The organism is Corynebacterium sp. 5QC2CO, from assembly GCF_024580435.1.
Classification (GTDB): domain Bacteria; phylum Actinomycetota; class Actinomycetes; order Mycobacteriales; family Mycobacteriaceae; genus Corynebacterium; species Corynebacterium jeikeium_D.
The window spans coordinates 21,888-42,825 of the sequence record NZ_JANIKI010000009.1; the positions used below are offsets into that span (position 1 = coordinate 21,888).

General features: G+C 60.1%; 15 protein-coding genes. 7 read left to right on the forward strand and 8 right to left on the reverse strand.

Annotated elements, in window-relative coordinates:
- Positions 1-33: 33 nt before the first annotated feature.
- Positions 34-585 carry a translation initiation factor IF-3 gene (gene infC, locus NQ014_RS08150; protein WP_005511730.1) on the reverse strand — a complete coding sequence of 184 codons (552 nt, stop codon included), beginning with the start codon at positions 583-585 and terminating at the stop codon, positions 34-36.
- Between the two features lie 410 nt (positions 586-995).
- On the opposite strand from infC, the gene NQ014_RS08155 reads away from it, so the two are divergent.
- On the forward strand, positions 996-3,485 hold the full coding sequence (locus NQ014_RS08155) for a DUF2339 domain-containing protein (RefSeq protein ID WP_257074702.1): 2,490 nt from the start codon (positions 996-998) through the stop codon (positions 3,483-3,485).
- A gap of 1 nt (position 3,486) precedes the next feature.
- Here the strand turns inward: NQ014_RS08155 and uvrA are convergent, their stop codons facing one another.
- Positions 3,487-6,339 carry an excinuclease ABC subunit UvrA gene (uvrA, locus tag NQ014_RS08160; protein ID WP_257074703.1) on the reverse strand — a complete coding sequence of 951 codons (2,853 nt, stop codon included), beginning with the start codon at positions 6,337-6,339 and terminating at the stop codon, positions 3,487-3,489.
- Positions 6,340-6,478: 139 nt separating this feature from the next.
- Between uvrA and NQ014_RS08165 the strand changes: the two genes are divergently transcribed.
- The 3 genes from NQ014_RS08165 (at position 6,479) to NQ014_RS08175 (ending at position 10,915) form a co-directional block, all read left to right on the forward strand.
- Positions 6,479-7,186: an MBL fold metallo-hydrolase gene (locus tag NQ014_RS08165; protein ID WP_257074704.1), complete on the forward strand. Its 708-nt coding sequence runs from the start codon at positions 6,479-6,481 to the stop codon at positions 7,184-7,186.
- A 212-nt stretch (positions 7,187-7,398) separates the two neighbouring features.
- Positions 7,399-8,268 carry a DoxX family protein gene (locus NQ014_RS08170; RefSeq protein ID WP_257074705.1) on the forward strand — a complete coding sequence of 290 codons (870 nt, stop codon included), beginning with the start codon at positions 7,399-7,401 and terminating at the stop codon, positions 8,266-8,268.
- A 133-nt stretch (positions 8,269-8,401) separates the two neighbouring features.
- Positions 8,402-10,915: an AAA family ATPase gene (locus tag NQ014_RS08175; protein ID WP_257074706.1), complete on the forward strand. Its 2,514-nt coding sequence runs from the start codon at positions 8,402-8,404 to the stop codon at positions 10,913-10,915.
- Between the two features lie 115 nt (positions 10,916-11,030).
- On the opposite strand, the gene NQ014_RS08180 is transcribed toward NQ014_RS08175, so the two are convergent.
- Positions 11,031-11,471 carry a universal stress protein gene (locus NQ014_RS08180; protein WP_257074707.1) on the reverse strand — a complete coding sequence of 147 codons (441 nt, stop codon included), beginning with the start codon at positions 11,469-11,471 and terminating at the stop codon, positions 11,031-11,033.
- Positions 11,472-11,603: 132 nt separating this feature from the next.
- Positions 11,604-13,736 carry an excinuclease ABC subunit UvrB gene (gene uvrB, locus NQ014_RS08185; RefSeq protein WP_197914607.1) on the reverse strand — a complete coding sequence of 711 codons (2,133 nt, stop codon included), beginning with the start codon at positions 13,734-13,736 and terminating at the stop codon, positions 11,604-11,606.
- A 408-nt stretch (positions 13,737-14,144) separates the two neighbouring features.
- On the opposite strand from uvrB, the gene NQ014_RS08190 reads away from it, so the two are divergent.
- From NQ014_RS08190 to NQ014_RS08200, 3 genes are all read left to right on the forward strand, one after another.
- Positions 14,145-15,029, forward strand: coding sequence for a type IV toxin-antitoxin system AbiEi family antitoxin domain-containing protein (locus NQ014_RS08190; RefSeq protein ID WP_257074708.1), 885 nt, complete (start codon positions 14,145-14,147; stop codon positions 15,027-15,029).
- A 94-nt stretch (positions 15,030-15,123) separates the two neighbouring features.
- Positions 15,124-15,813 carry a hypothetical protein gene (locus NQ014_RS08195; protein ID WP_257074709.1) on the forward strand — a complete coding sequence of 230 codons (690 nt, stop codon included), beginning with the start codon at positions 15,124-15,126 and terminating at the stop codon, positions 15,811-15,813.
- 104 nt (positions 15,814-15,917) lie between these two features.
- Positions 15,918-17,132, forward strand: coding sequence for an aminotransferase class I/II-fold pyridoxal phosphate-dependent enzyme (locus tag NQ014_RS08200; RefSeq protein ID WP_257074710.1), 1,215 nt, complete (start codon positions 15,918-15,920; stop codon positions 17,130-17,132).
- On the opposite strand, the gene coaE is transcribed toward NQ014_RS08200, so the two are convergent.
- The 4 genes from coaE to rpsA all read right to left on the reverse strand — a co-directional run bounded on the left by coaE (position 17,062) and on the right by rpsA (position 20,675).
- Positions 17,062-17,706, reverse strand: a complete 645-nt coding sequence (coaE, locus tag NQ014_RS08205) for a dephospho-CoA kinase (RefSeq protein WP_257074711.1) — start codon at positions 17,704-17,706, stop codon at positions 17,062-17,064. The two genes, NQ014_RS08200 and coaE, sit on opposite strands and share 71 nt — an antisense overlap.
- 33 nt (positions 17,707-17,739) lie before the next feature.
- Positions 17,740-18,831, reverse strand: a complete 1,092-nt coding sequence (locus NQ014_RS08210) for a glutathione S-transferase family protein (RefSeq protein ID WP_257074712.1) — start codon at positions 18,829-18,831, stop codon at positions 17,740-17,742.
- 1 nt (position 18,832) lies between these two features.
- Complete coding sequence (locus NQ014_RS08215) at positions 18,833-19,138, reverse strand: hypothetical protein (protein ID WP_257074713.1); 306 nt, start codon at positions 19,136-19,138, stop codon at positions 18,833-18,835.
- 73 nt (positions 19,139-19,211) lie between these two features.
- A complete protein-coding gene (gene rpsA / locus NQ014_RS08220; protein WP_257074714.1) occupies positions 19,212-20,675 on the reverse strand; it encodes a 30S ribosomal protein S1 in 1,464 nt (487 codons plus the stop codon).
- Positions 20,676-20,938: the final 263 nt, after the last annotated feature.

Sequence of the window (20,938 nt, forward strand, 5' to 3'; positions counted from 1 at the left end):
AATCTCGTTTACAACCATTTCTGGTCAGGTCGGTTACTTCTTACCCTTATTCCGAACCGGCCCCAGGACCATAGTCATGTTGCGACCGTCCTGCTTCGGGCGAGACTCGACGGTGCCGTACTCTTCGACATCGGCGGCCAGACGCTCCAACAGGCGGAATCCCAGTTCTGGACGAGACTGTTCACGGCCACGGAACATAATCGTGACCTTGACCTTCGAACCCTTCTCCAAGAAACGAACAACGTTGTTCTTCTTGGTTTCGTAGTCGTGGTCATCAATCTTCGGACGGAACTTCTGCTCCTTGACCACAGTCTGCTGCTGGTTCTTTCGAGCCTCGCGTGCCTTCTGGGCTTGTTCGTACTTGAACTTGCCGTAGTCCATAATCTTGGCGACCGGTGGCTTTGCTCGCGGAGCAACCTCAACCAGGTCAAGGTCTGCTTCGTAAGCGAGCTTGAGTGCGTCACCGGTGCGGACAACGCCCACCTGCTCACCATTCGGTCCTACAAGGCGGACTTCCGGTACTCGAATATCCTCGTTAATACGAGCTTCAGCGCTGATGTGGCCTCCTAGGTTGAACCTGAACAATCTTCGTTTCAAACCGCGATAGCAAGCGGGAAAGGAAGAAAAGCCACGCGTCTACAGCGGATTACTACACACTGTATAAGGACGCCTTCCAATCGTGTGATGTGACATCACCGATTAGGGTGGACCCCGGCGCTACCGTAATTCTTTGGCGCACCTAGGGTGGGACTTAAATCCTCTTCGCTGCCGAATGCAACTAAATGCTCCCCGGAGGCAGCAAGCATCACATTCTGGCGGTCGTAGACGAGATGTTAACACAGCTGTTCTCGCATACCAAAACCGGTTCTTACGCCAGGTTATTTGCCGTCAGCCCCCGACGCCCTACCGAGCGTTAAAAAGTGCAATCAGAATTGTAATCAGATTGGTAGATTCTCTCCATAGTTTTTAGGGCAAACACGATTAAAGTTGTCACCATGAATACTGGCTCCAACGGCTTTGGCCCTAAAGCCGAGAACACCAATCCTAATCAGCATTCCGCCCGATACGACAAGCCTCCGACCGGCGATTTTGTCCTGACTGGCGACTCCGTCTCAGAGCTTTCCCATGCTCTGGCAGATCTGGAGGCCAGCTCGCTTCGGCTGGCTCAGCTGACTCATACTTGGCAGGTACGCCTTTCCCAGGCAAGCGGGCAAGCGCCGACCGTACCGCGCGCGCCTCAAACTACGGGAACGGAATCCGCGCCAGTACCTCAAGCTGTACCTAAGCCGGCGCCTCAAGCGCCGCCCCATGCTGCACCCCAAGGGTCGCCTCAACACAATCCGCAACCGCCGCCAGCGTCTCGTCCATCACTAGAGCAGGCATCTCCTCCCCGCTGGGAACCGCATGCTGAGCAGACGCTGGCCACGCCGCGGTATCCCCAGCAGTCTCAGCAGATGCAGGTCCCACCACCGCCAACACAAGCGGACTGGCGGAATCAACCTGCTCCCCTGCCACAGAGCGACGCAACTGCGCAGCCGATGTTCGGCTTCCCCTCTGCCCACCAATGGAGGCGGGATTCGAAGTCGCCGCAGTCTTCTACCTCGCCGCAGTCTTCTCCCACCGACTCCGCCCCGCCGCCGAAGCTGCCAGAGGCACCGCGCGAACCTCGCGAGCCCTGGTGGCGCAACGAGAAAGCAATCATCAAAATAATTGCCATTTTCGGTGGTCTCATCACCGCTGCCGGTATCGCATTTTTCGTTGCGGTCGCAATCCAATCCGGCCTGATTGGACCGGCCGGGCGTGTGGTCCTGGCTTACTTGTTGGCCGCCGTGCTCGCAGTTGCGGCTGTGCGAACGCACCGTCGTCAAGCACCACCTGCTGGTGTGACGGCGTTGATTGCGACATCACTAGCCGCTGCGCACCTGACAACAATGTCGATGTCCTACCTCCTCGACTGGATTCCGGTGGCGGCGACGCTGGTCATCATGTTGCCTTTCGCCGCCGTCGGTCTGTACGGCGCGCGGTGGACAAAGTCGAGCGCAACCGCCGCGTGGGCCATCACGATCAACACCGGATTAATGCTGTGGGCGACGATCGGCCTCGACTTCCACGCCCGCCCGCTGAGCTCCTCGCTCGCGCAGATCACCCTTCAATTGATGGTCATCGCCGCTATCGTCTGCTTCTTGAATATCCCCTTCCGGAAGTACGTAGTCGCATTCCTGCTCGGCGCAAACGTTCTCATCGGCGTAATCACGACCAACAATGCACTGGTGATGCCCGCAATCGCCGCACTCACCATTGCCCTTTTCGTGTTTGCCCAGTTCGGTCCGCTGGCGTTGGCTCGCCAACTCACTCCCGAGCTTGACGACGAGCCTTCGGAAGCCAGCACCTGGGAAGACGATCTGGTCACGATCACGTCAGTAGTTGCCTTCTCGACTCCGGTTGTAGCTGCAGTCCCAACGGTCAACGTCACACAGTCCACCTCCAGCCTCTGGTTGCTGCTCTACGGCGGATTCGTGCTGTTCATCGCAATTGCTGCAGTATTCCTTTGGAACCGTGCCATCTTCCGCTATCTCGCACCAATGGCCTTGGCCACGGCAATTCTGCCCTGGCTGGCGCTCGCGGTGGCGGGTCCAGAAAGGAGCTCAGGAACCGGTACTGGAACCGACACTTGGGGTCTCATCCCAATCTCCATCGGTGCCGCGCTCTTTGTCTGGGCGCTCGCCGCAGCACCGAAGCACGGCGCGATTGGCGCACGACTACAGGCTCCTGAACCAACCCGGGATGCCGTCGCACCTTATACAAAGATTGCGGCACTGACCTGGCTGCTCGGCGCAACGGTAGTACACCTCTACATCCTGCCCGCAGCATTGAATGCCGGTGCTGCGGCTGACTACTCGGCAACCTGGGCAGAAGTGCTTTCGCTGCTGTTCCTGCTGTGCGCCGACGTCGGCCTGGCCGTGACGGCAGCGAGGTCGCAGCTACCGCCAGCTTTTGCACTGATTGGCCTGGCTGCGCTGGGTATGCCATTTATCGTGCTGCTCACAACCATTGGCGTGAGCTTCAACGCCGCACACATGTTGCTGAGTATTTTCTGGGCCACGATTGCCGGCATGCTGGTGCTATCGAAGAGGTTCCACCACATTCCAGCACGACTGGCAGCGGGGTTGACGATTGCGGCGCTGTCTATCGTCAAGCTGATCTTCTACGACATGGCAACGCTCGATGGCGTTATCCGCGCCTTGGCGTTCCTCGGCTGTGGTCTGATTTTGCTGGCCATGGCAGTCTCCGGGGCGAAGCAGAAGAGTGCCGAGGAGCCGGCGGCACCGGACCGGGACGGCACCGTCAGCGATTCTGACGCTGCCACCGCTAGCGATTCTGACGCCGCCGCCGCTGCCGATGCCGACCCCGCTGCTGACAGAATGGAAGGCGTCACCCGCTCCGACGGTCCTGAGATCTACGACGGAAACGAGCCGACTACCTAAGCTACTTAAGCAGCGGCTTCAGGTACTGCCCGGTGTGGGAGCCGGAACAGTTCGCGACACCCTCCGGGGTGCCCTCTACAACCACGGTGCCACCGCCGGAGCCGCCTTCCGGCCCCATGTCGATGATCCAATCCGCAGACTTGATGACATCCAAATTGTGCTCAATGACAATGACGGTGTTGCCCTTGTCCACCAGGCCCTGCAACACCAACATGAGCTTGCGGATGTCCTCAAAATGCAGACCCGTGGTCGGCTCATCCAAGATGTAAACCGTCCGGCCATTGGAGCGCTTCTGCAGCTCACTGGCCAGCTTCACGCGCTGAGCCTCACCACCCGAGAGTGTGGTTGCCGCCTGCCCGAGACGGACATAGCCCAGGCCGACGTCGACAAGCGTATTGAGATAACGCGCAATCGACTGAATCGGCTCGAAGAACTCCGCCGCCTCGGAGATGGGCATGTCCAGCACCTCAGCGATGGTCTTGCCCTTGTAGCGAACCTCCAGCGTCTCGCGGTTGTAGCGCGCGCCATGGCAAACCTCGCAGGGCACATAGACATCCGGCAGGAAGTTCATCTCAATCTTGATGGTGCCGTCGCCCTTACACGCCTCACAGCGACCACCCTTGACGTTGAAGCTGAAGCGGCCCGGCTTATAGCCACGAACCTTGGCTTCTTGCGTCTCTGCGAAGAGGTTGCGGATCTTGTCGAACACACCGGTGTACGTCGCTGGGTTGGAACGCGGGGTGCGACCAATCGGCGACTGGTCTACCTGCACCAGCTTGTCCAGCTGATCCAGGCCTTCCACGCGGCTGTGTCGACCCGGCACCTGACGAGCACCGTTGAGCTCGTTGCTCATCACCTTGGCCAAAATTTCGTTGACCAGGGTGGACTTGCCGGACCCGGAAACACCCGTGACGCAGGTCAACACGCCGAGGGGGAACTTCACGTCGATCTTCTTCAGGTTGTTTTCGCGAGCGCCCTTGACCGTCACCATGCGCGACTTATCAATCGCACGACGGTTCTCCGGCACTGCCAACACCCGACGACCCGAGAGATACGCACCTGTCAGCGACTCTTCGCAGTCAACAATGCCCGACGGTTCGCCCTGGTAGACGATCTGTCCACCGTATTCACCGGCCTTTGGCCCAATGTCGACCAGCCAATCGGCCTCACGAATCGTGTCCTCATCATGCTCGACCACAATCAGCGTATTGCCCAGGTCACGCAGATTTTTCAGAGTCTTGATCAGACGGTTGTTATCGCGCTGGTGAAGACCAATCGAGGGCTCATCCAAGACGTAGAGCACGCCAGCAAGTCCCGAACCAATCTGAGTGGCCAGACGAATTCGCTGCGCTTCACCACCGGACAGCGTGCCCGCCGAACGCGACAAGGACAGATAGTCCAGGCCAACGTCCAGCAGGAACTTCAGACGAGCCTGCACCTCACGCAGAACACGCCCGGCAATCATTTCCTCGCGCTTGCCCAGAGTCAGCGAATTCAGGAATGCCGAGCCATCGTGAACCGATAGCTCTGTGAGCTCAGCAATATTCTTCTGCCCGAACTCCGCCGAATTCAACGTCACCGAAAGAATTTCCGGACGCAGACGCGTGCCGCTACATGCCGGGCACGGCACCTCACGCATGTACCCCTGGAAACGCTCCTTCTGAGAGTCACTCTCCGCCTGCGACAGCTTGCGGTGCAGGTACGGCATCACGCCTTCAAAAGGTGCGGTGTACTGACGAGTACGGCCGTAGCGATTTCGGTACCGCACCGTGACCTTGTGGCTGGAACCGTGCAGCAGGGCCTTGCGCTGCGGCGCTGTGAGTTCCTCAAAAGGCGTGGTCGGGTCGAAGCTCATCTCGGTGGCGAGCCCCTCGACCAGCTTTTCAAAGTACTTCTTGTTCAGCGTCTGCCGCCATGGCGCAATCGCCTCAATCGTCGGCAACGACGGATCTGGAATCACCAGGTCCGTGTCCACCTCTAGCTTGGTGCCGATGCCGTCACACTCCGGGCACGCACCATACGGCGAGTTAAAGGAAAACGACCGCGGTTCCAACTCATCGATAGCAATGCGGTGCCCATTCGGGCAGGCCATCTTCTCCGAGAACCGTTGGGTTCGACGCGGGTCATCTGCCTCTAGCCCGACGGCGTCGATGACCACGACGCCGTCGGCAAGCAGAAGCGCCGTTTCGACGGAATCGGTGAGCCTGCGCTGCTGCGACTCCTTCACCTGGAGACGGTCAATGACCACGTCAATGTCATGTTTAACCTGCTTCTTCAGCTTCGGCGGATCCGTCAGGCGATGCATTTCACCATCGACGATGACACGCGCGTAGCCCTCGGATGCGAGGCGTTCAAACAGGTCGACGAACTCACCCTTGCGCGTACGCACGACGGGTGCCAGGACCTGGAACTTGGTGCCCTCCGGCATCTCCATGACCTGATCGACGATCTGCTGTGGAGTCTGTGAGGAGATTACTTCCCCACAGGTCGGACAGTGCGGTGTACCGGTGCGCGCGTAGAGCAGACGCAGGTAGTCATACACTTCAGTGATGGTTCCGACGGTCGAGCGCGGGTTGCGGTTCGTCGACTTCTGGTCGATCGACACCGCCGGCGAGAGCCCCTCAATCATCTCTACATCGGGCTTTTCCATCTGCCCCAGGAACATGCGCGCATAGGAGCTCAGCGACTCCACGTAACGGCGCTGACCCTCGGCGAAAATTGTGTCAAATGCCAGTGACGATTTACCCGACCCCGACAGACCGGTGAAAACCACCATCTTGTCTCTGGGCAAATCGATGTCAACACCCTGCAGGTTATGCTCGCGGGCGCCTCTGACCACTAGACGTTCAGCCACAGTGGGAAACCTCAATTCGTCGACGATTCACTGCCGACTAGTCTACAGTCCACAACCAATTTTTCGCACATGTGTTCAGAGACTCGCGGTTACGTTGCGTTCCTAGCGCGCCGACAGACACCTCATTACCCTGGGGCGCATGAACGACGACATGACAATCAGCCCCTACTCCAACTCGCCGAGCACGCGCGGCGTTGAGCGCATTGACTACGGCAATGTCACTATTTATAAGACCTCCGTCGGACCGATGGAAAACAACGTCTACCTTTTGGTCGACTCCCGCGATCCCGACAATTCCCTACTTATCGACGCCGCCACCGACGCCGACCACCTAATCCGCCTGGTTGAGCACGTCAGCGCGCAGGTCCGCACAATTGTCACCACGCACTCCCACGGCGATCACGTCCAGGCGCTCGGCGAACTCCTGCAGTCATTCCCGGCCCGCCACATCACGTCCAGCCTCGACGCTGCCGACATTCCCGAGCCCGCCGACCAGCAGCTCGACGGCGGCGAGACCATCACGTTCGGCCAGGACATCACGCTGCCCACGTTCATCCTGCGCGGACACACCAAGGGCGGCCTCTGCCTCGACCTGTCCGCAAAGGAAGCCGGCGCGCTTTCCGACGACGCCCCGTCACACCACCTCTTCGTCGGTGACAGCATCTTCCCAGGCGGTGTCGGTAAAACGTACTCGCCCGAGGATTTCACGCAGCTTATCGACGATGTCGAGAGCCGTGTCTTCCACGTCTACCCCGCCGACTCGGTGATTCACCCCGGCCACGGTAAGGACACCACTGTTGGCGTCGAGAGCCCCGAGGTCGAGAACTGGCGCCAGCGTGGTTGGTAGCGCTGGATGAGCGTGGTTGGCAATGCTGGATGAGCGTCGTTGGCAGTGCTGGATGAGTGTCGTTAGCAGTGCTGGATGCAGCCGCAGCTTCTGAAAAACTCGTCATTCCCGCGACATAAATAGGCCAGGCTGCGTAGGATTAATAGTGAATTACAGCGACCAGATGGCCAAAAACACGGTTTCACCTGGACGATAAAGGAGATGGAATTTAGATGATTCGCAAGTTTGCCCGACCAATGCTGGCCTCGGTTTTCGTTGCCGACGGTGTCGACACGCTGATGAACCAGAAGGATCACGAAGAGGGCGCACGCGACCTGATTGCCCGCGTCCGCTCCGTAACCCCGAACCAGTACAACAAGTACGTGCCAAATAGCGAAAAGTTGGTTGTCCAGGTCGTCGCTGGCACCAAGGTTGCCGCGGGTTCCCTCTACGCTCTGGGTAAGGCCCCACGCCTGTCCGCCACCGCTCTGGTCGCTGCACAAGTTCCGACGATGCTGGCTCGCCACGCATTCTGGGAGACCCAGGATTCGAAGGAGAAGGCAGCTCGCCGCACTGGTTTCCTGACCGACATCGGTCTGCTGGGTGGCCTCTTCCTGGCTACCGCTGACACCGACGGCAAGCCGGGTGTCGCTTGGCGCGCTGAGAAGGCTGGCAAGCAGCTGAACAAGAAGGTTCAAGCTGCCCTGCCGACCAAGTCTGAAACCGAGCAGCGCACTGAGGAAATCAGTGCAGCCTTCGCTTCCGCCGGCGAGAACGTCCGAGAAAAGGCTGGCCTGCTCCGCGACCGCGCTTCTGAGGCCACCGATGGGGCTGGTGAATACGTCGAAGACAACAAGGACGGCTGGCGCGAGCAGCTCACCGGCGCCTTCGACACCGCTAAGAGCTACGTCGAGGACAACAAGGACGACTGGATTGCCAAGGCTAGCGAACTCGCTGAGGACGCTCGCGACTACGCCGAAGACCTGGGCAAGGACCTCAAGAAGGACACTCGCAAGCAGCGCAAGGAACTGCGCAAGCGCGCAGCCAAGGCTTCCAAGGAGGCCAAGAAGTCTGCTAAGAAGGCGCAGAAGCGCCTGCAGTAAGTTTGCTGCCGCAGTTAAAGCGGTATACTTAAACGCTCCCCACGCCACTACGCGTGCGGGGGCGTTTTCATATTTCTATATTCATTCAGCACATCAATTACCACTAATTTTGCGATTCGTTGAGGAGACCAGGTTGGCGTCGCGCGCATCCGAGCCCGGGCAGGACCAGACAGGCCGCATTGGCCGCACTGGCCAGGCAGGTCTGCCGGACCAGGCAAGTTCAGCACCACAGCGAGAAGAAGAAAAGATCCTCGCTGCAGAACAGGCCTACGTCGATCGCGCGTTCAGCTTCCTCGACCGGGCACGCGAGCGCGACCAAGAATACCTGCGCCAGGTCATGCTTATCGACGATCCAGACCCGCAAGCCCGTGTTGAACGCGAGGTGGAATACCACCGGCTACAGGCTAATCTGGACCGCTACCGCTCAGCCGAAATCGGCCTGGTCTTTGGTCGAATCGATATCGATGACACAGACCCCGACAATCCTTTGGCAGCGGAAGGGCCGGGGGCGACCGTCGATAAGCGATACATCGGGCGAATCGGCCTGTCCGATGAAGACGACGACTACCGCACGGTCATCATGGATTGGCGTGCCGATGGTGCGCGCCCGTTTTACCTGGCCACGACCGCGCATCCCGAGGGCGTCAGCCTGCGGCGCCACCTGCGCACGCACGGCCGGAAGGTCCGCAGCATTGACGACGAATGGCTCTCCGGCGAGGAAGCCGACAGCGCACACGAGACCGAAGTTGAGGCTGGCGTCGGTGGCGAATCGGTGCTGCGCGAGGTCATGAATCAAGCGCGCACCGGCCATATGCGCGGCATTGTGGAGACCATTCAGCGCGAGCAGGACCTCATCATCCGCGACTCCACCCGCGGCACCCTCGTCGTCCAGGGCGGTCCCGGCACGGGCAAGACGGCGGTGGCGCTGCACCGCGTCGCGTGGCTGCTCTACACCTACCGCGATCAGCTGGCGAAAACCGGTGTCCTCATCATCGGCCCGAACACGACTTTCCTCGACTACATCTCGCGAGTGCTGCCGAGCCTCGGCGAAACTGGCGTGGTGCTGACCACCATCGCCGATCTCTACCCCGGCGTGCGCGGTTCCGACGCGCTTATCGACGGACACAACCCCGAACCCCTGGTTGCGCAGGAGGTCAAGGGCTCGATTGAGATGCTCACTATCCTGCGCGAAGCCGTGCGGGCCTACCAGGAGCTACCCGCGGAGCCGCTTGAAGTCCGGAACGACAACATCACCCTGACCATCACACCGGACATGGTGAAAGCTGCGCGGACGCGTGCGCGGCGGACTCGTAAACCCCACAATCTGGCCCGGCCGATTTTCCGCGATCACGTGGTGGAGCTCCTGGCCGCACAGATGGCCGAGGTCATCGGCGCCGACCCGCTGGGCGGTGAGAACCTGCTGTCCGTGACCGACGTTGCCGACCTGCGCGACGAAATCGACGAATCCGGAGCAGTCGCCGACATCCTCGATGAGCTGTGGCCCGCCCTCACGCCCGAGCAGGTGCTGTCGGAACTGCTGAGTTCCCGTGAGGCCATCGACTATGCCGCCGGCGATTACGACGAGCTGACGCGCGAGGCTCTCTACCGGCCGGAAGGCACCGACTGGATGCCTTCCGATGCCCCGCTTCTCGACGAGCTGGCGGAGCTCCTCGGCCCGGTTGGCGAGGCGGAGGCCGATGAAGAGGATTGGCAAGCCCGCGTCGAGGAGGCGCAGGGGGCGCTGGATACCCTGTCCAGTTCTGCGTCCCAAGATCTTGACGACGGCTTCGAGGCCGAGATCTTGTCGGCGTATGACGTCATTGATGCCGAGGCACTGGCTGAACGCCACCGTGAGCGGGATCTGCGATCCACCGCCGAGCGCGCGGCGGCGGATCGCCTATGGGCCTACGGCCACGTCATCGTCGACGAGGCTCAGGAACTCTCCGCAATGGCCTGGCGAATGCTGCGCCGCCGCAGCCCCAACGGCTGGATGACCCTCGTCGGCGACGTGGCCCAGACGGGCTCCCCCGCAGGTGCCGCGACCTGGCACGATGTGCTGGAACCAATTATTGGATCGAGATGGCATCTCCACGAGCTGACCGTCAACTACCGCACCCCCGCTGAGGTGATGGAGGTTGCTGCCAGTGTCCTGGCTGAGATTGATCCGGAGCTGGAGGCGCCCCAGTCGATTCGCGCCACCGGCCGCAAGCCTGTTCTGGCGCACACCGTGGCGGAGGCGCTTGCGCATGTGGAGCAGGTTGCGCAGCCGGACCGCCTGGTCGCGGTCATCGCCCCGGCAGAGTTGCTCGAAGCTACGCGCGCGGAGGTGCGGGAGTTTCTCGGTGTTGGCGCTGGCGGAGATGATGGAGATGGCGAAGATGGTGGCGCTAATGCTGCCGACTCGACTAGCGCCGGTGACGCACCTGCTACTCGCCCCAGCAAGCTCACCAACTGCGCGGTCTACGACATCACGACCTCAAAGGGCCTGGAATTCGACGAGGTCATCGTCATTGCGCCCGACCAGATTGTGGCGCAATCTCCGCAGGGGCTACAGGACCTATATGTTGCACTGACTCGTGCGACCCAGGGACTCGTGGTCGTCGATAAGCAGAGCCCTGAGCACCTGCCCGAGCTGGATTGGGCCTAGCCTCTCGGCTCCTCACCGTCCCGAGACACCACCCGACGCCCAACAAAAGCAAAACCGGCACCTCAACCCAGAGACGCCGGTTTAAAGCGAAAGCTAAATTGTCAGCTCACGGCTTTTAGCTCACGGTGTGAACAATCATGACGTCACAGTCCGACTGACGAGCAACATCAGCCGGCACGGAGCCCAGCAGACGACCAGTCAGCGAGTTAATACCACGGTTACCAACCACCAGCAGGTCAGCGCGACGGTCGGTGACCAGGGACATCAGAGCCTCAACCGGGGAGCCAGAGCGCACCTCGGTCTCAACCTTGGTAGCGCCGACGGCCTCTGCGGCCTCCTTAGCAGCAGCCAGGTTCTTCTGAGCCGGATCATCACCGAGGACCTGAACCGAATCCTGGCGCAGAGTCTGGGAGGCATCCTCTGCGGTCTCGTAGTAAGCGCAGCCGATAACCAGGGTCGCGTCGAAAGCAGCGGCAATCGAGGCAGCGCGCTCTACTGCGAGCAGCGACGACTTAGAACCATCCGTGCCGACAACAATGGTCTTGTAATCACTCATGAAAACTATCCCTCACTGTGGAAGTTGCATTAAAACAGTTCATCGTGCGTAACGCCGTAATTGCCCCGAACTCACTGGCCAGAGGCACTTTCGCGAATACACTGTTTTACTTCCCACAACAGTAGCAAAAAACTACTCGACACCGGCCTCGATCATCCCCTTAAGTTCCTTCTTGAGGTCGAAAATCTCATCGCGCAAGCGCCCCGCAAGCTCGAACTTCAACTCACGCGCAGCCGCGGCCATCTGCTCCGACAGATCCGCGATAAGCGCCTCGAGCTCAGCGCGCGGCATCTGCTTACCGCTGGCACCATCGGCCGCGCCCGAGCCGTCGGCACGCGAGAGCAGCGCATCAGCGGCCGCACCGGTCTTACCTTCGTAATCGGTGTCAGCGTTGTCGTAGACCTGATCCAGGATGTCCGCAATCTTCTTGCGCAGCGGCTGCGGATCGATGCCATGCTCGGTGTTGTACGCGATCTGCTTTTCGCGGCGGCGCTCCGTCTCATCGATGGCGAACTGCATGGAATCGGTGATCTTGTCGGCGTACATGTGCACCTCGCCGGAGACGTTTCGCGCGGCACGACCAATCGTCTGAATCAACGAGCGCTCCGAACGCAGGAACCCCTCCTTGTCAGCGTCGAGGATTGCCACCAGCGAAACCTCGGGCAGGTCGAGGCCCTCGCGCAGCAGGTTAATGCCGACCAGCACGTCGTACTCGCCGAGCCGCAACTGTCGCAGCAGCTCAACGCGCTTGAGCGTATCCACATCCGAGTGCATGTACCGCACCTGCACACCATTTTCGAGCAGGTAGTCGGTCAGGTCCTCCGCCATCTTCTTCGTCAGGGTGGTCACGAGCACGCGCTCGTCACGCTCGGTGCGCTTTCGGATCTCGCCGATCAAATCATCGATCTGCCCCTCAGTAGGCTTAACGACGATCTTGGGGTCCACCAGCCCAGTCGGACGAATGACCTGCTCCACATACTCGCCACCGGTCTTTTCGAGCTCATAGTCACCCGGCGTTGCGGACATGAACACGACCTGGCCCACTCGGGCATCGAATTCGTCGAACGTCAGCGGGCGGTTATCCAGCGCCGATGGGAGGCGGAAACCGAAGTCGACAAGGTTGCGCTTACGGGAGGCATCGCCCTCGAACATGCCGCCAATCTGCGGCACGGTGACGTGCGACTCATCGATGATGGTGAGGAAGTCCTCCGGGAAATAGTCGATGAGCGTCGCGGGGGCCGAGCCCGGCGCGCGACCATCGATGTGGCGCGAGTAGTTCTCGATGCCAGAGCAGAAGCCGACTTGCTCAATCATTTCGAGGTCGTACTCCGTGCGCATGCGCAGACGCTGTGCTTCCAGCAACTTCCCGCGGTTTTCCAGATCCGCCAGGCGTTCGGCGAGTTCGGCCTTGATGTCCGCGACCGCCCGTTCCATGCGCTCCGGACCTGCGACATAGTGCGTAGCTGGGAAGATGCGCAGCTCCGGGACTTGGTCAATGACGTCGCCTGTGACCGGATTGAGGTAGTACAGCGAATCAATCTCGTCGCCGAAGAACTCCACCCGCACGGCCTTTTCTTCGTAGGCCGGGATGATGTCGACCACGTCACCTTTTACTCGGAAGGTGCCGCGGGTAAAGGCAATGTCATTGCGGGCGTACTGAATGTCCACCAAAAGGCGCAGGAACTGGTCGCGATCGACTTCCTCGCCCTCCTTCAGCCACACCGAACGATCGAGGTAAGACTGCGGGGTACCCAGGCCATAGATGCAAGAAACAGAGCTAACGACGACTACGTCGCGACGCGACAGCAGCGCTGAAGTAGCCGAGTGGCGCAGGCGCTCCACGTCCTCGTTGATCGACGAATCCTTTTCAATATAGGTATCGGTCTGCGCGATGTAGGCCTCGGGTTGGTAGTAGTCGTAGTACGAAACGAAGTACTCGACCGCGTTGTTTGGCAACAGGCTGCGGAGCTCATTGGCCAGCTGGGCCGCAAGCGTCTTGTTCGGTGCCATGACGAGGGTTGGCCGCTGCACCTTTTCGATCAACCACGCTGCGGTGGCTGACTTACCGGTACCCGTGGCACCCATCAGAACGACCTCGCGCTCGCCTCTATCCAGGCGCTCCGACAGTTCCGCGATTGCCTGCGGCTGGTCGCCCGACGGTTCGAATTCGCTGATGACCTCGAAGGTTCCCTCAGCGCGTTCGACTTCACCGACTGGACGGAACTCCGAGTGTGCGAGGACGGGTTGCTCTGCTGCAAATGCCATAGTTCCCAGCGTAGCGAAGGCTGTCTTGAAAGCGGCTGGTTACGTTACTTCCTGGGGCTTTGAGCTGTCCAGGGCTAGGGTTCAGGGGCTTAGGAGCGGCTGTCGAGTTCCGGACCAACATTAAAACCGGCACAGATGTGGACAAGGCTGGCATAAAGTCGGTGCCAGGCCAGCAAAGGCGGGGTTCCGCTTCACCAGCTGGCCCTTAGTGCGCAGCTGCTGGCTCCTGGTGAAGCGCAAGCCGTCTTATCGATGGTCCACGGCTGCGGCTGCGAAGCTGCGAGGATGCGGGGCTGCGGGCGACCTGAGCGCCAGAGGTTATCCACACCCTGAAAGTTGTCCACAGATTGGACGCGGAGCCTCTCTCACAGAAAATCCCCTGGGCCGCAAAAGCTTAGAGTCCCGACCATGGGAAGTTTCACCACGGCCGAGTTACGTGCACTCGGCATCGGAGAGAAAAAGACCAGAGCCCTCCTACAACAAGGCAGGCTAATTAAATTGGTACGTGGCCTCTACATTGACGACCACTCTCCCGCCTCAGTCGCCCGAGCAATCACGGGGCATTACAAACGCATTGCGCTAAGCGGCAAAAGCGCAGCTCAAATCCACTTGAGACTTCCCCTGACACTTCCTATCCAGGCAGAGGGCGCGGGATCAGTTCAGGCCGAGACCTTCTCCATTAGGCACAGCCGTCTGCCGGCCTACACCAGCATCAATGGCATACCAGTTGTCGAAGCCCTCTGGGCAGCACGCGCTTCAAAAGACTATGCACGCAGAATCCTCGAAACACACTACTCCGGTCGCGACGGCGAGAAGCGACTCAACCACGACCTCCGCCGGATGCGGAAAGTCCCCGCCTGGCTGCGTGAAACCATCGCTACCACGCCGATTGGCTCATGCAGCGAACTCGAGCGCAAGCTGGCCCGCCCACTAATCAAGCGCGGGTACCGCATCCGAATGAACCAATTCATCGGCCCCTACTGCTTCGACATCCTGCTTGACCAGTGGAAAATAGCCATCGAAGTCGACTCAGAGAAGTACCACGCCAACGAAGACTCGTTCATCACAGATCGTTGGAAGACCAACTCCGGCACGCTGCACGGCTGGATAATCCTACGGTTCACAGACTCATGCATCAATTGGAATCTCGACAGCGTCCTCGACGAAATCGAGCAGGCAATTCGATGGGTACAAAAGCGCCGTCCCCGCGTGGACTATAAACCAGGATGGCCCGCCTGCCAGAAAGTTTGGGAATGGAATCCAACGGTCGGCTACGCCAATAAGCAGCGATAAACAGCCGATATCACAAGAAAAACAGCCATCCATTTGCCGAATTGTTATTTATTTTGTAGTGAAAACTGACTGAACAGCAACTAGCCTGGCGCCTATGAACACCTCGCGCCGCACACCAGTCCACACGCACGCTACGACTCGCCCAGGTTCCACCACTCGAAAAGCAACCTCACACCGAGCCCTTGTGGCCGGTATCCTCGCCACCACCGCATTGGCTTTCACCGCCTGCTCAACACAGGAAACCGAAGCAGCGCCCGAATCTGCTACTCCGGTTGAAACCACCACCGTTACTCAGACCGAGGATGGCGTATCTGACAAGGGTTCGGGCAACACGCCTAACCCAACCGGTTCCGCACCGGACCAGGGAGGCGACACAACGACGGCGGAGACTGGTGGCACGTCGACGTCGTCAAGCGAAAGCGGCGACAACGGCGACGGGAGCGAGCTTCGTCAGGACATGACCGCCGAGATCTACAACAACCCCTCGCCGGGATCCACCTTCATGGCGGCCGGCGAACAGGCAACCACCTGCATCTACGGCGATGGGTACGGCCTCAACCTCATCGCGGCGGGGCCAAACACCAGCTGCGACTTTGCGAAGGCCGTTTTCAACCAGCAGACCGAGGGGCTTAACGCCTCGGAGGACAATATCCGCGACCACCTGCAGCCAAACATCAAGGCCAAGAGCCCCGCGACCGAGAAGACCTACGACCTCAGCTGCAGCACACAAGACGACGTTGTCGTGTGCACCGGCGGCAACAACGCGAAGATTTACATGTACTAGCACACCAGGTGGCGGTCGGCAGTCGGTGCAACTGCTGGCCGCCAGCCGCGATTCGCCGACGGGGAATCGCAACAAGCCCGCAAACTCCCGCCTACAGTGAAACCATGACAGTTTCCCGCTTGCGCCCCTTCGGCGAGACCATCTTCGCCACCATGTCCCGCCTCGCTACCGAGCACGAGGCAATCAATCTCGGGCAGGGCTTCCCGGATTGGGATGGGCCGGAGGAAGTGCTCGCGGAGGCGCGACATCAGATAGCTCGCGGAAACAACCAGTACGGCCCCGGCCGCGGTATGAAGGTGCTCCGCGATGCCATCGTCGCCGATCGCGCCCACCGCACGGGGCAGGTCTACGATGCCGACACCGAATGCCTCGTCACGGTCGGTGCCACGGAGGCGATCGCCGCCACCGCCTTGGGGCATCTCGAACCCGGCAGCCACGTCATCGTCATCGAGCCGTACTACGACTCGTACAAAGCCGCCATCGCACTGGCTAACTGCACATATACCGCGGTGCCGCTCATCCCCGCAGCTTCCGGCACGGCACGCTCCTGGTCGCTCGACCGCAGCGCGCTTGCCGATGCCGTCACCACTAAAACGGCGATGATCATCATCAATTCGCCGCACAACCCCACCGGCACCGTCCTGACCGACGAGGACTTGCAGGCCATCGCCGATGTCACCATCGCAAACAATCTGCTCGTGCTTGCCGACGAAGTCTACGAACGCCTGTACTTCAACGGATTGTCACACTCTTCCATCAGCGCTCTGCCCGGCATGCGTGAGCGGACCATTGTCGTGTCCAGCGCCGCAAAAACCTTCAACGTCACCGGCTGGAAGATTGGCTGGGCGCTCGCCCCGACCGAACTACTCGATGGTGTGGTCAAGGCTAAGCAGTTCTTGAGCTATGTCGGCGCCACTCCCCTTCAGCCTGCAGTCGCCCGTGGCCTGCAGGAATGTTCCCCATGGGTGGACGCGCTGGCGGGTCAGCTCGAGGACAACATGCGGCTCCTCGCCGATGGGTTGGAGGGCCTTGGCGCCGATGTCTTCACGCCGCAGGCAGGGTATTTTGTCGTCGCCGATGTCTCGAGCTGGGGGCTTGGCGACGCCCTGGAGACCTGCACCCGGCTGGTCAAGGAATGCCGCGTCGCAGCCATCCCCGTCACCGCTTTTGTGGATGACCCGGAGTCAGAAAAATACCGCTACCTGGTGCGGTTCGCTTTCTGCAAGCGCTCCGAGGTAATTGAGGAGGCTATTGCGCGGCTACGGGATTATCTTGCTGCCCGGCCTGCAGCTGACGAATCTGATTCAGCGGCTGAATAATCCGCTCCCAAATCCGGTCGACCTGGCGCACGAGGTCATCCTCGGTGACTGAGTTTTCCATAACCACGTCGGCGAACTGCAGGCGCTTGTCATCGCTGATTTGCTTAGCGATGCGCTGCTTCGCATCCTCTCGGTCTACACCGCGACTTTCGACCAGACGGTCGAGACGGACCTCCACCGGGGTATGCACAACTACGACGAGGTCCTGTGCTTCCGACTGCCCCATTTCAATCAGCAGCGGAGAGTCAAAAACAATGATGGCGTCACCTGCCGCGTTGAACTGCTCTTCGGTGCGCTGCTCAATACGCGGATGGGTGATGGAGTTCAGCAGCTCCGTCTTCTCCGCGGATACGAAGGCCCGCTTCGCAAGTTCGCCGCGGTTGAGGGAGCCGTCGTCAAGCAAAATGCCTTCGCCGAAAGCTTCGGCGAGTTCGGCCAGCGCCGGTTCCCCGGGTTCGACGACTTCGCGAGCGATCTGATCAGCGTCGATGATGACGGCACCGAGCTCGGCAAACCTACGGGCGACCGTAGATTTTCCACTGCCCATGCCACCGGTTAGTCCTACTTTGAGCATGTTTCTAAGGGTACGTGGACACGCCCCCGCACGTTAGTGCTTTACGACGAGATCCTCGATACGGTGGCCCTCTTCAACGGGATCTGGGTTGACTGGGGCCGGGGCGGTGCCGTTACCGAATGGGCTGCCACCAAGGGCCTCACGGCCGTGCGGCTGGAGCAGGTCGGAGAGCTCCGGGCCCTTCGGGACAATCCCTAAAGGGTTGAGATCGCGGTGGACCTCGTAGTAGTGGCGCTTGATATCGACGAAATCAGTGGTGTCGCCGAAACCCGGAGTCTGGAAGAGATCACGCAGGTAGTTGTATAGAACCGGCATCTCGGAGATCTTGCTCCGGTTGCACTTGAAGTGGCCGTGGTAGACGGCATCGAAGCGGATGAGGGTTGTGTAAAGGCGAATGTCGGCCTCAGTGATGTGGTCGCCCATGAGGTAGCGGCGGGTCTCTAAGCGCTCAGACACCTTGTCTAGGGCATTGAACAGCCGGTCGTAAGCTTTGTCGTAGGAGTCCTGCGAACCCGCGAAGCCGCAGCGATAGACACCGTTATTGATTTCGGTGTAGATAAACTGCATAAGCTCATCCATTTCCTCGCGCATCTCCTCCGGGTAGAGATCCGGGGCGCCTTCGCGGTGGAACTCGGTCCACTCGGTAATGAAGTCCAAGGTTATCCAGGGGAAGTCGTTGGTCACAACCTCGCCCGACTCGATCTCGACGATGGCAGGGACAGTAATGCCGCGCTGATAGTCCGGGAAACGCTTGAGGAATGCCTCCTGCAGGCGCTCGTAGCCGAGCACTTCGTCACGGCCACCTGGTCCCTTATCGAATGTCCAGGAGCGGGCATCGTGAACCGGCCCCGGAATACCGACCGAAATTGCATCTTCCAGGCCGAGCAACCTGCGAACAATAAGCGTACGGTGTGCCCATGGGCATGCGCGAGCCGCGATGAGGCGATAGCGACCAGCTTCGACTGGCCACGTCTTAATCCCCTCGCCTACCTCGCGATCGTTCTTAACAATCCGGTCGTTGATATAGCGGGTGTCGCGGTTAAAGTCCTTGCCCTCCTGGGAGTACACACCACCGGTGGAGTGCGCGGAGTCCTCTGTCTGGTTAGCCTGATTTTTTGTTGTCATGTCACCAATCATATGGACCGAGAGACCGGCTGTCAATGGCGGTCAGGACAGCCAGAGCCACCAAAATCGACAGGGCCACCAGGATATTAGGGCCAATAGGGCCACAATAGGACGGCTTGCGCTTCGCCAGCAGCCGGTTACTGTGCGGCAAACCACTCCTGGTGAAGCGCAAGCCCGCTTTAGGCAACAGCGGCGCCACCTTCATCGTCCGAGGCCCCAACACCAGGACCAAAGATGCAGCAAGCACCCAAGCCGCCGCTATAAAAACAAGGCCGAGCAGGTGCCCGTCGTAAAGCAAAGAAGACACGAAAAAGCCCCAGCGAGGAAAACCTCGCCGGGGCGATTTCTCAAAAGGACGTATAAGCCCTTAGGGGTCTAGCTTAGTTGCCAGCCAGCTTCTCACGCAGAGCAGCGAGCTGCTCGTCGGAAGCCAGGGTGCCGCCAGCGTTGTCTGCAGCCGGTGCGGCCGGAGCAGCCGGAGCTGCCTCGCCGGACTCGGAGGAGTAGTTCGAAGCGGTCTCTGCAGCCTCGGCAGCTGCAGCGCGGTGACGCTCGATCTGGGCAGCGTGCAGCTGGTGGTGACGCTCTGCCTCTGCGTAGCGAGCCTCCCACTCTGCGCGCTGGGCCTCGAAGCCCTCCATCCACTCGTTGGTCTCCGGGTCGAAGCCCTCCGGGAAGATGTAGTTGCCCTGCTCGTCGTAGGAGTCGCCCATGCCGTACTTGGTCGGGTCGAACTCTTCGGTGAAGTCCTCGTCAGCCTGCTTGAGGGACAGGGAGATACGACGACGCTCGAGGTCGATGTCGATGACCTTGACCATGACCTGCTCGTCGACGGAGACGATCTGGTCCGGAACATCGATGTGGCGGGAAGCCAGCTCGGAGATGTGAACCAGGCCCTCGATGCCCTCCTCGACGCGGACGAACGCGCCGAACGGAACCAGCTTGGTGACCTTGCCCGGAACAATCTGGCCGATTGCGTGAGTGCGGGCAAAGACGCGCCACGGATCTTCCTGAGTAGCCTTCAGGGACAGAGAAACGCGCTCGCGGTTCAGGTCGACCTCGAGAACCTCGACGGTGACCTCGTCGCCAACCTGGACGACCTCGGACGGGTGGTCGATGTGCTTCCAGGAAAGCTCGGAAACGTGAACCAGGCCGTCAACACCGCCGAGATCGACGAATGCGCCGAAGTTGACGATGGAGGAAACGACACCCTTGCGGACCTGACCCTTCTGCAGCTGGTGCAGGAACTCGGAGCGGACCTCAGACTGGGTCTGCTCGAGCCATGCACGGCGGGACAGAACGACGTTGTTGCGGTTCTTGTCGAGCTCGATGATCTTTGCCTCAATCTCCTGGCCGATGTACGGCTGGAGGTCGCGGACACGACGCATCTCGACGAGGGAAGCCGGCAGGAAGCCGCGCAGGCCGATGTCGAGGATCAGGCCGCCCTTGACGACCTCGATGACGGTACCGGTAACCGGCTCGTCATTCTCCTTGAGCTGCTCGATGGTGCCCCAAGCACGCTCGTACTGAGCGCGCTTCTTGGACAGGATGAGGCGGCCTTCCTTGTCTTCCTTGGTCAGGACCAGCGCGTCGATCTCATCGCCAACTTCGACCACTTCGTCAGGGTCGACATCGTGCTTGATGGACAGTTCGCGGGAAGGAATGACACCTTCAGTCTTGTAGCCGATGTCGAGAAGAACCTCGTCGCGGTCAACCTTAACGACGGTACCCTCAACGATGTCACCATCGTTGAAGTACTTCATCGTCGAGTCGACAGCGGCCAGGAAATCCTCAGCGGTGCCAATGTCGTTGATGGCAACCTGAGGGACGTTAGAAGTGGACATATAAGATGTGCTCCGAAGCGGATAGAAATCGAAAAACGGACAATTTCGGCCTTGCCCCTCAAAGAAACCCCTGGACAACCGGGCTAAATCCGCTTTCGGCGAATCTCGCCATTGGCAATTAGTTAACCCGATGTCCATGAAGTTCGAGGCTGCAAAGTCGGCACGCTAATGCATACCTAGCGAACAATACCGATTTGAGCTGCGACATTCAAGTCCGCAACACATCCACGGCAAGCCCGCAACAAGTCCGCCGACCAGCACTA